This is a genomic window from Bacillus sp. S4 (assembly GCF_040838205.1).
GTDB lineage: Bacteria > Bacillota > Bacilli > Bacillales > Bacillaceae_G > Bacillus_A > Bacillus_A cereus_U.
In genome coordinates this window covers 1-10,877 of sequence record NZ_JBFPJI010000112.1, presented here as the reverse complement: position 1 = coordinate 10,877, position 10,877 = coordinate 1, and the positions used below count along the sequence as shown (strand labels likewise).

Below are 10,877 nucleotides of genomic sequence, written 5' to 3'. Positions count from 1 at the left end.
TCATATGTATTCTGTTTTCAGAGAACAGTCGTTTTAGAGTCTTTTGCATGACTATGAATAAAGTATACCATGTTTTGCTATGCAAAAACGATGCTTTCATCCCACGTCTAAAGACGGACTAAAGTCCTGCGTGGGCTTTCCCGTATCGTAAATTCTGTAACAAATGCGACTGAATGGTCATTTGTTATATCGGTCTTCATTTTGACATTCATATTAATGCTAGGTGTTCTTATATTTAAACTGAATAACGGTCTTAAGAGAAAAGTGAAAATACAATATAAATATATGGTAGTATTTCTAATACTAAATTTCGTATGGATAAGTTTATGTTGGATAACTGGTTATGAACAATTAGCGGTCATTCCACCTATTTTAGTCGTTGTGTATGAATCGCTTCAAAAGCCGATGTACAATGAAAAAATGGCATGTAAACAAATACTAGTATTAACTACATCGGCAACTGTTGGAACTTTATTGTACTTTGCAATCGATTCATGGATGTTAGTTACTTTATTAAATATGATATTGATGCTTATTTTATTAAAAATCGTTGGTATACGCATTCCAGCGGCTTACGCATTTCCATTACTTCCGCTCGTATTTCCTGATGAAATGATAAAAATGTTACCAGTGGGTTCATTCATTGCGGGGGTATTCTTATTTGGTGCAGTACTACTTTATAAAAAGTGGGAGATGAAGCAAAAGAGAATGTAAATGTAGAAAAGAAAATACAATCTTTAGTTAGCATAATAAATAGACACCCGCGGGTGTCTATTTTCATTAAATGAAATTTAGCTTAATTCATTTAAGTAATTAACAAGTTCTGTTGTTTTAGAAAAGAATGGTGAATGATCAGCTTCCAAAGTAATTATTTTCGTGCAAGGAGTTTCTGTATTCATTCGGCGCTGAAAATCAATCGGAATCGCTCTATCTAGAGTTGTTTCGATATAAATACGATTTACAGTTCCAAAGTTCGCTTCTGATATTTTTAGCTCTTGTTGGAACGGTCCTAGCGGTTGAGGACGCATTTGATTAAAAGATGTTTCTTTAATAGAACCGTCTTCTGTAGCATTTAAAAATGTTTGTTCAATCAACTCTGGTATAAGTTCTGCAGTCAAGTCTTTCTCATTTATAGAGAATTGTGGTCCGGTTTCGCCATTTAATTTACTACCAAGACTTTCACCGTTTTGTGGTAAAAATGCGCAAAGATAAACTAATTTATCGATTTTATTTGGTATATATTCAGCTGCTTGTGTAATAACAACGCCGCCCATACTATGTCCAACGAGAATAACATTTTCATTTTGTTGATGTATCGCATCCGTTACTGCAGTAACATAGGAATCTAACGTTACATTCTGAGAAGGAGTCGTATCTTTACCGCTTCCAGGTAAGTCTAGTGTAATAACTGTATGTCCGAAAGCCTCTAACTGAGGTTTTACAAATCCCCATGCCCATTCGCCTTGCCATGCTCCATGTACTAAAACGTAAGTACTCATTGAATCAACACTCCTCTAATGTTTATATGCTTATTTTTTCGTAATATTGATGATGTATAATTAGTGTATATGAAGTGGGTTGATAAATATAATGAAGCTTATTTATAGATGATATAAATATCTTTTATATAAGGAGAACAGAATGAACGTTTTTGATTTTAAAGTTTTTAAATACGTGGCTCGTTTGAACAGCATTAGTTTAGCAGCTAAGGAATTACATATGACACAACCAGCAATAACGCATATCATTAACAAATTAGAGAAAAGATATGCTTTAACTTTATTCGAGCGATCTAGACAAGGAACGGTGTTAACTGAAAATGGAAAAGAATTTTTAGTTTGTGTAGATCGACTTCTAATGGAGTATGAAAATCTTGAAGAAACAGCTTTACATTTGAAAAATAAGAGCTTGTATAAGATTGTATTAGCTACATATCCTTCCGTTACTGTATATTGTTTGGCAGAGTGTATCGAATTAGGTAATGTTGATCAAAGTCAGTATGTACTTGCAGTTCGAGAGGGAAGTTATCAAGAAGTGTTAGATTGGTTGTCTTCTGGAAGTGCAGATTTTTCTATTTCTATAAAAGAAAATTTACTACCAGGATTTCATTATGATGTCATTGGTGAAGATCCATATGTTATGGTTTCTTCTAAGTCAGTTCCATCTGATCTTACAAGAAAAGAGTTGAAAAATTATCCTTTTATAATGCCGCTTTCTGGTTGTAAAGAAGTACTTGAACCATATTTGATGAAAAATGAAATAGTAGTTAATAAAGTGATGGAGTCAGAGTCAATTAGTTCAGCATTAGCACTTACTTTACAAGTTAAAGGAATAACAATCGTTCCATTATCAGGACTTCATAAACAAATTATTCATGACTTTATCGTGCAACCGATAGAAATTAAAATTCCACGACAACTTATTATGCAATGGTCACCTAAAAAAGAGAATGATCCGCTGTTTCTGGCGTTTGTTACGAATTTATTAGTACAATTACAAAATAAAAAAAATTAATAAAATGCTTTTAAAAAAGGTAAGTTTGATTCACTTGAACTTACCTTTTTGATTTACAACCAATATAAGGATGTATCATAAAGTCCGATTAAAATGAGAAGTACACCAGCTATACGCTGAATGCTTTTTCCTATTTTTCGGCTCTTTTTGAGTAATGCCCCATTTAATCCAAGATAGGAGATGATGAACATTAGTATAACGATAGGCAGAGCAGTTCCTATCGAAAAGAATGTCGGAAACAAGTACCCATAATTAGATGATAAAGATAAAGGGATTAACGTTCCGAAAAATAGCACAAACATAGTCGGACAGAAAGCTAAAGAAAAGAAGAACCCAAGTAAAAATGAGCTGACTTCATTTTGTTTTCGTATAAATTTGATAGGGAAGATGGAAGAGAAGAAATTTCTTCCTGTTATAATACCTGATAATATTAGACCCATTAAAATTAATAAAGGCCCGATCAGTTTACGTAACCACGGGAAATACAAAGTTAATATTTGTTGAATCTCTTTTCCTAACACCCATACCAATATTCCAAGCGTCGTAAAAGCTATTACTTTTCCTACAATGAATAACAGTATATGTTTCCAGGCATGTCCCTTTTGTAAAGATTGATTGCCATAAAGTGAAACTTTAATCAGTGGGGGTTTTGTTCATCCCCCACTGATTATTAGTTGAACCAATCGGGCATTTACGGGCAGTTGATCTCCCACCTAACTTCTTTGTCCTATCCGAATTTTGAGGTGGGAGTTTTACTGCCCGTTAATGCGGGATAAAGTGTAATAGCACTAATGTTTCCTGTTAATTGGCAAGGAGCAAGGGTACCTACTATGCCTAATAAAAACGCAAATAAAAAAGGCGTTGATTTCGTAGCATTCGCGACATCCATTAAAGGAGACATGAGTTGATAACTCCATTCACTAATTGTTGAAAACACGTTATATTCACCTTTCTAACTAGTTATATTGTAATGATCCCTCTTTAGTAATCTGTTTCCACGTTTTACCGCCATCCGTAGAAAGGAATACATTCGCTTTCATTGTAGCAAATACCATTTCAGATGAATTTTGAGGGTTTTGTGAAATATACATGATGGTATCCTTAGAATCTAAAGATGGAATTTGTATATTTGTTTCTTCATTTGTAGCAATTGATTTTTTCGTTATCATTTGCTCATTTTGCTTATTGATAGAGGCATAAATAACATCTTCATTACTTAATGTAACTGCTGTCGATTCAACTGATTTAGAAAATAGTTCAAATGTATTTCCATAATCCGTAGATAAATACACGCCATCTTTAGCACTTACCGCGACTACACTAGATTGATCGGGATGTGCTGAAAAGGAGTGGATAGTACTTGAAAGCCCCTTTAACTTACTATTTTTCCATTCTTGTCCGTTGTCCGTACTGAAATAAAAACCTTGTTGTAATTTAGAATTAGGACGTTCGTTGTATAAATAAATCGCTTCCGTATTATATCCGACAGCAAGGTTATGAAAATCAGATTCTCCATAGAATGCTAGCTTTTCAAGGTTATTGCCACCATCCGAACTTTTCATTAATCCTAAAGGGTTTTTAAAATTTGCACCTGGTTCAGGATGCCCGCTGGCAAAAAATCCATTTTTCGTTGCTTGAAAGCCCATATAATCGTGTAGCTGTGTAGCAGTTTTAAACCATTTGCCATTTTGATAAACTTTTATACCACTATGAGTTGCGATAGAAATCCCTGGCATATTTCCTGCATAGCCAATTCCATGAATGTGCGCGATTTTTCCGGATGTAATTTCTTTATAGAAGTTTTGCGGAATCGTATTTGCTGTTTCTTTATTTTTTTGCTGAGATTGAACTGTTTCTGTTTTTGCTGGTTGTGTTTCTACATTATTAGAGCATCCTGTAATTATAAATATTGAAGTAATGGCTAGTCCTACGTAATGTTTCACGCTTGTAGGCTCCTTTCCTATATGTATGAGATTTTAAGTATATGGAATAAATGTCAAGAAATTGTGGAGTGGTATGCATAATCTCGAGTGGAATAGTAATGAAAATTTTATCCCGTATATATGCGTGGTAAGAAACCCGGTAATGAAAGTTTTATTTTCAAAATAAACACTATTAATTGACGAAAAATTATAACAATAATAGAATGAATTGTATTGGATAATTAGTTTGAAAAACATACATAGAACGCTAGGGGGATTATTATGAAGTCAACATTTTTTGCTCAAAATAGAGAAAGATTAGTGAAAACATTACCAGATGAATCAATTACTATTTTATTTGCTGGACAGGCACCTCATATGTCAGCTGATGCACATTATAAATTTGTGCCGAATCGTAATTTTTACTACTTAACGGGAATCGATGAGCCGAATGTTATTTTCATGTTAAAAAAGTTTGGAAATAGTGTAGAAGAGACTCTTTTCATTGAAAAATCAGATCCAGTACTTGAAAAGTGGGTTGGAAAAACAGTTTCTAAAGAAGAAGCAGAGAAATTATCAGGTATAAAGAAAGTTGTGTATTTAGATAGCTTTGAAAAGACGATGACGAATACACTTTTCGCAGAAAATGTGAAACACGTGAATTTAGACTTGGAACTTCGTGAGTGGAACGGTACTGAGACGAAAACATTAGCGTTTGCTAAACATGTAAGAGAACAGTACCCACACATAACAATTGGTAACGTATACCCGAGCATTTGTGAATTAAGAGTGTTTAAAACAGAGGAAGAAATTGAAATCATTAGAGAAGCAATTGCAGTAACTAAAGAGGGTATTTATAATGTGTTGAAGCATGCGAAAGCAGGCATAATGGAATATGAATTAGAAGCGCACTTTGATTTCATACTAAAGTCGTCTGGTATTAAACATCATGCATTCAATACAATTTTAGCGAGCGGTAAAAATGCTACTGTGTTGCATTATGAAGGTAATGATGCAAAAGTGGATCAAGGTGATCTAGTACTGCTCGATTTAGGTGCTCAAAAAGATTACTACAACGCTGATATTAGTTACACATTCCCAGCTAGTGGAACATTCTCTAGTCGCCAAAAACAAATATATAATATCGTGTTAAAAGCATTGAAAGAAACAACTGAACTTATTAAGCCGGGATTAAAGTTTGCTGTATTAAATGAGCATACAAAAAAAGTACTGGCAGAAGAGTGTAAAGCTATTGGTTTAATTCAAGAAGATGAGGAACTATCTAAATATTATTATCACGGCGTGAGTCATTTCCTAGGTTTAGATACTCACGATGTCGGAACATACAAAGAGAGAGTATTAGAAGAAGGTATGGTTATTACGATTGAACCAGGTTTATATATTGAAGAAGAATCAATTGGGATTCGTATTGAAGATGATATTCTTGTAACAAAAGATGGGTTTGAAAACTTGTCAAAAGATATCGTTAGGTCAGTTGAAGAGATTGAAGAGTTTATGAGAGAAAATAATATAAATGTAAAAGAAGATGAAGTTGTTACGAAATAATAATTAGAAGAGGCGCTCAATTTTGGGCGCCTTTTTATTGTGCACATTTTACATCTCCATATTTTCTTGAAAATTGTCTTCTATAATAAGCTTGAAAAAGAAAAAGGAGGGATTTTCGATGAAAAGATTTGTATTAACAGCAGTTACAGTCTCCGTAATATCTTTAATTGCTGCATGTTCTGCGACCACAAATACAACAAATGATCATAAAAATATGAACGACAAAAAAACAACACAGACTGAAACGGCTACAAAACCATTGAAAGTTGTAAAAGGGCCAGAAGTTACTTTAGTAGCGAAAGAAGAAAAACAAAAGCTAAGTAGCGGTGTTATTGTTCCAGTCTGGACATTTAATGGTTCATCTCCTGGTCCAGAAATCAGGGTGAAAAAAGGTGAAAAGGTTAAAGTGACATTAAAAAATGAACTATCTGCACCAGTATCTATTCATTGGCATGGGTATCCTGTCCCAAATAACATGGATGGAATTCCAGGCGTGACACAAGATGCGGTTGAATCAGGAAAAAGTTTCACCTATGAATTTGAAGCGAACGTACCAGGAACGTATTGGTATCATTCACATCAAGATTCTGTAAATCAACTAGATAGAGGTTTATATGGTGCTCTCGTTGTAGAGGATACAAATGAAAAGTATGATAAAGATTACCCATTAATATTAGATGAATGGGTAACAGATAAAGAAGAAATTAATAAGCAGTTAAAAGAAATGACAAAAGGGCAAACAGAAAAAGTAGATGGTAATAAATCTAAGGATAATGAAAATACGAAAAAGAATGATGATATGAAAGGCATGGATCATGGAAATATGAAGATGGAAGGTCATGATATGAGTGTGTATGACTTATTCACAATCAATGGTAAAAGCGGAGATTTAGTAGAGACATTAAAAGTGGATAAGGGCGATAAAGTTCGTCTTCGATTCGTTAATGCTGGTTATCTATCACATGATATACACGTTCATGGCCATGATATAAAAGTAATTGCGACAGATGGTCAACCAATTCATGATCCAAAATTTATAAAAGACAAAGTAATTTCAATTGCACCGGGTGAACGTTATGATATTGAATTTACTGCTAATAATCCTGGGAAATGGTATGTTGAAGACCATTCAGAAAATAAAGGTGCAAAAGGAATGAAAGCTGTTATTGAATATGAAGGTAGTAAAGAGATGAAAGACAAAGCAAACGAAAAAGAGAAGTTATCAAAATTAGACATGACGAAATATGGTACTAAAAAATTAGGAAGTTTCACGTTAGATCAACAGTATACTGCCACATATAATATGGACTTGAATACGCAAATGAATGGAAATGAAATGGTATATACAATTAACGGAAAGGTATTCCCAGATATTGACCCAATTCCAGTGAAAAAGGGTGACTTAGTAAAAGTAAAATTAGTAAATCGCTCTAAAGCGGACGATCACCCGATGCATTTACACGGTCATTTCTTCCAGGTGTTAAGTAAAGATGGAAAACCGGTAGAAGGTTCTCCAATTGTTAAAGACACTTTGAACTTAAAACCAGGAGAAGAATATGAAGTAGCCTTTGTAGCAGACAATCCGGGTGAATGGATGTTCCACTGTCATGATTTACACCATGCTTCAGCAGGAATGGTAACAGAAGTGAAATATACAGATTACAAATCTGATTATGTTCCAAACCCTAACATTCCTAATCAGCCAGAATAATATGAAGCAGTTATCCTATGGATAGCTGCTTATTCATTTTCGTTGCAAGTGTTAATGCATATGTTGATCGTGCCCGGATGAAGATGGGGGAGTATGATCTGGAAATGTCACGAATACAGTAAGAACAATTACTACGCTAATGGAAAGTACTAATAGAAACCGGCGGTGGATATAAGTAGAAAAGGTTTCTGATAAAAGCTGAATCATACATGACATAGTTATCGTTATAGTAAGTAAAAGACTAATAAACAGAATACTATGTGCTTGTTGAGCGTTTAACATTTCTGTAATCATAGCTCCCATCATACTTGCCATTAAACCAGAGAACATTCCTTCTAAGGCAGTGTACAGGTGAAAACGTAGACCGACTAAAAAACCGATACAACCACTAATCAAAATAGCAAGCAAAGTAGAATATAGTAATTCTCCTTTAAAGAGAATACCTAAATAAAAACCGATACTTAAACCGATACTCATACTAAAAGACATAATAAATACCATATACTCCATTAGGGTACCCTTACGTTTAGAAATATATGATGTGATAATAATCGAGATACAACAAAGTGTTAAGGCAGTTAACGTATAAGCAAACATCATGATACCTCCCTGTCCTATCATTCACTTCATCATATGTTCAAATGGAGAGTACTTATGCTTATTTATATCTGCAAATTATCTGCACAATTTAAAAAAGGTAAGTTCAATATAATTTTTAAATAATGATGGTTATCTTAGTAGACGATGCTTCATAAGGAATTGTTGTATTTAAAATTTTATAGAATATATGAAAGCAAATAGTAGTGAATGGAAAGGACGCTCGATTTTTGGGCGTCTTTTTTGTTTGTGAGCATGCGAAAGAAAGTGTTATATAATGAGTTTCTATTGTGAAGCCATAAAGAATAAGCGTATAATATTATAGGTCTCCCATTCGTGAGACAAACCGCGAATGATAAATAAGATTGTTGTATTATCATCGCTTCTAAACATATAGACAATGAAAGTAACACTGGAATACAGATAGGGAGTTATAAAATGAAATTAATTATTGCCGAGAAACCAGATCAAGGTTTGGCTCTTGTTTCACAGTTTAAATATCGCCGGAAAGATGGGTATTTAGAAGTAGAAGCAAATGAGTTATTTCCAAATGGAGCGTACTGTACATGGGCAATTGGTCATTTGACGCAGTTATGTAATCCAGAACATTATCACGCAGAGTGGAAAAAATGGTCATTAAATACATTACCGATGATTCCAGAGCGTTTTCAGTTTGAGGTAACAAAGTCAAAGTATAAGCAATTTAACGTTGTGAAACAGCTGTTACATAATCCTCAGGTAACAGAAATCATTCACGCGGGCGATGCTGGGCGTGAAGGGGAACTGATCGTACGAAACATTATTAATCTTTGTAACGTGCAAAAGCCAATGAAGCGTCTTTGGATTTCATCTTTGACGAAACAAGCTATTTATCAAGGATTTAAAAACTTACTAGATGAAGCAGATACGATTAATACGTATTACGAAGCATATACAAGATCTTGCGCTGACTGGGTCGTTGGTATGAATGCATCGCGTGTCTTTAGCATTTTGCTAAAGAAAAAGGGAATGAACGATGTATTTTCCGCTGGTCGTGTACAAACGCCAACATTAGCACTCATTGTAAAGCGTGAAAAAGAAATAGAGAACTTTAAGTCAGAGCCGTTTTGGGAAGTGTTCGCAACCTTTAATATAGAAGGAAAGAAGTATGAGGGGAAATGGGAGAAAGATAATGAGTCCCGCTTAAATGATCCTGATTTGGCAAATAAAATTGCAGCGTTTTGTCAAAATAAACCGGCTGTAGTAAAAGAAATGAAAACGGAGCGTAAAGAGTTTCAGCCGCCGTTTTTATTTAATTTATCCGCACTGCAAGCGACAGCAAACAAAGCTTTTAAATTTTCGCCGAAAAAGACGCTTGATATAACACAAGCACTATATCAAAAAGGGATAGTCTCTTATCCACGTTCGGATTCTAACTATGTTACACAAGGAGAAGCAGCGACGTTCCCTGATATTTTACAGAAGTTAAGTCAGTTTGATGAATATAAAGGTTTATTGCCAGCACCAATTGAATCGATTATGAACAATAAGCGTTATGTGAACGAAAAGAAAGTTACAGATCACTACGCAATTATACCGACAGAGCAAGTTACAAATCCAAGCAAACTATCAGGTGATGAAAAGAAAATTTACGATATGATCGTAAGAAGACTTATTGCGGCGCATTATGAAGTAGCGATCTTTGACTACACAACAATTACAACTCTTGTAGACGAACGTGCTGAGTTCATTTCGAAAGGAAAACAACAAATTCAAGAAGGTTGGCGTAAAGTTATTTTCCAAGACGATAAAGATGACGAAACGATTCTTCCAATTGTAGCTGAAGGTGAACAAGGAAAAGTTGTAAAGGTGAAAGTGAAAGAAGGAAAAACACAGCCACCGAAGCGTTATACAGAAGGACAACTTATTACGTTAATGAAGACGGCCGGTAAGTATTTAGAGAATGAAGAGCTTGAGAAAGTATTGAAGAAAACAGAAGGATTAGGTACAGAGGCAACTCGTGCAGGTATTATTACGATGCTGAAGGATCGTAAATATATAGATGTGCAGAAAAACCAAGTATACGCAACAGATAAAGGGAAAGTATTAATTACAGCAATCGGTGATAAAATACTGGCTTCACCAGAAATGACAGCAAAATGGGAGCAACGCCTTGCGGAAATTGGAGAAGGTACAGCTTCACCAGCTACATTTATGGAGCAAACGAAGAAGCTATCAGCTAAAATTATTGAAGACGCGGTAGAAATGTCGGAGAAATGGGATTTCACCGGATTACATGTTGAGTCGATTGAACGAAAAGGATCGAAATTTACAACAGGTAAAAAGGTCGGGAACTGTAAAAAATGCGATGGCGATGTTATTGACAAGTCCACGTTTTACGGTTGTTCCAACTACAACACAACACAGTGTGATTTTACCATTTCGAAGAAGATATTAAGCAAAGCCATTTCGCAAAAAAACATGACGAAGCTATTAAAAGGTGAGAAGACCGATTTAATTAAAGGCTTTAAAAAAGGCGAGAAAACGTTTGATGCGAAGTTAGAGTGGAAAGATAATAAGATTAATTT

The 10,877-nt window shown here is 34.6% G+C and carries 7 protein-coding genes and 2 pseudogenes; 5 read left to right on the top strand and 4 right to left on the bottom strand.

Going from position 1 to position 10,877, the window contains the following annotated elements; translation table 11 throughout:
* Nucleotides 1-156: 156 nt before the first annotated feature.
* Nucleotides 157-714 (top strand): annotated as a pseudogene (locus AB3X48_RS12730) (hypothetical protein); the annotation flags it as partial.
* Between the two features lie 77 nt (nucleotides 715-791).
* Here AB3X48_RS12730 and AB3X48_RS12725 read toward each other — a convergent pair.
* The gene (locus AB3X48_RS12725) at nucleotides 792-1,499 is read right to left on the bottom strand and encodes an alpha/beta fold hydrolase (protein WP_016104527.1); all 708 of its coding nucleotides are present in this window, start codon (nucleotides 1,497-1,499) and stop codon (nucleotides 792-794) included.
* A 142-nt stretch (nucleotides 1,500-1,641) separates the two neighbouring features.
* Here AB3X48_RS12725 and AB3X48_RS12720 point away from each other — a divergent pair, with 142 nt between their 5' ends.
* Nucleotides 1,642-2,514 carry a LysR family transcriptional regulator gene (locus AB3X48_RS12720; RefSeq protein ID WP_016104528.1) on the top strand — a complete coding sequence of 291 codons (873 nt, stop codon included), beginning with the start codon at nucleotides 1,642-1,644 and terminating at the stop codon, nucleotides 2,512-2,514.
* A gap of 53 nt (nucleotides 2,515-2,567) precedes the next feature.
* On the opposite strand, the pseudogene AB3X48_RS12715 reads toward AB3X48_RS12720, so the two are convergent.
* A pseudogene (locus AB3X48_RS12715) lies at nucleotides 2,568-3,451 on the bottom strand (urease accessory protein UreH domain-containing protein).
* 19 nt (nucleotides 3,452-3,470) lie between these two features.
* Entirely contained in the window at nucleotides 3,471-4,457 is a 987-nt protein-coding gene (locus AB3X48_RS12705) for a F510_1955 family glycosylhydrolase (protein ID WP_367959628.1), read from the bottom strand.
* A 261-nt stretch (nucleotides 4,458-4,718) separates the two neighbouring features.
* Here AB3X48_RS12705 and AB3X48_RS12700 point away from each other — a divergent pair, with 261 nt between their 5' ends.
* Both AB3X48_RS12700 and AB3X48_RS12695 read left to right on the top strand, forming a co-directional pair.
* On the top strand, nucleotides 4,719-6,002 hold the full coding sequence (locus tag AB3X48_RS12700; protein WP_246908372.1) for an aminopeptidase P family protein: 1,284 nt from the start codon (nucleotides 4,719-4,721) through the stop codon (nucleotides 6,000-6,002).
* 118 nt (nucleotides 6,003-6,120) lie between these two features.
* Entirely contained in the window at nucleotides 6,121-7,713 is a 1,593-nt protein-coding gene (locus AB3X48_RS12695) for a multicopper oxidase family protein (protein WP_367959625.1), read from the top strand.
* Nucleotides 7,714-7,764: 51 nt separating this feature from the next.
* Here AB3X48_RS12695 and AB3X48_RS12690 read toward each other — a convergent pair whose 3' ends face one another.
* Nucleotides 7,765-8,310: a hypothetical protein gene (locus AB3X48_RS12690; RefSeq protein ID WP_016104533.1), complete on the bottom strand. Its 546-nt coding sequence runs from the start codon at nucleotides 8,308-8,310 to the stop codon at nucleotides 7,765-7,767.
* Between the two features lie 438 nt (nucleotides 8,311-8,748).
* Here AB3X48_RS12690 and topB point away from each other — a divergent pair.
* On the top strand, nucleotides 8,749-10,877 hold a 2,129-nt coding region (gene topB / locus AB3X48_RS12685; protein WP_367959623.1), incomplete at its 3' end, for a DNA topoisomerase III.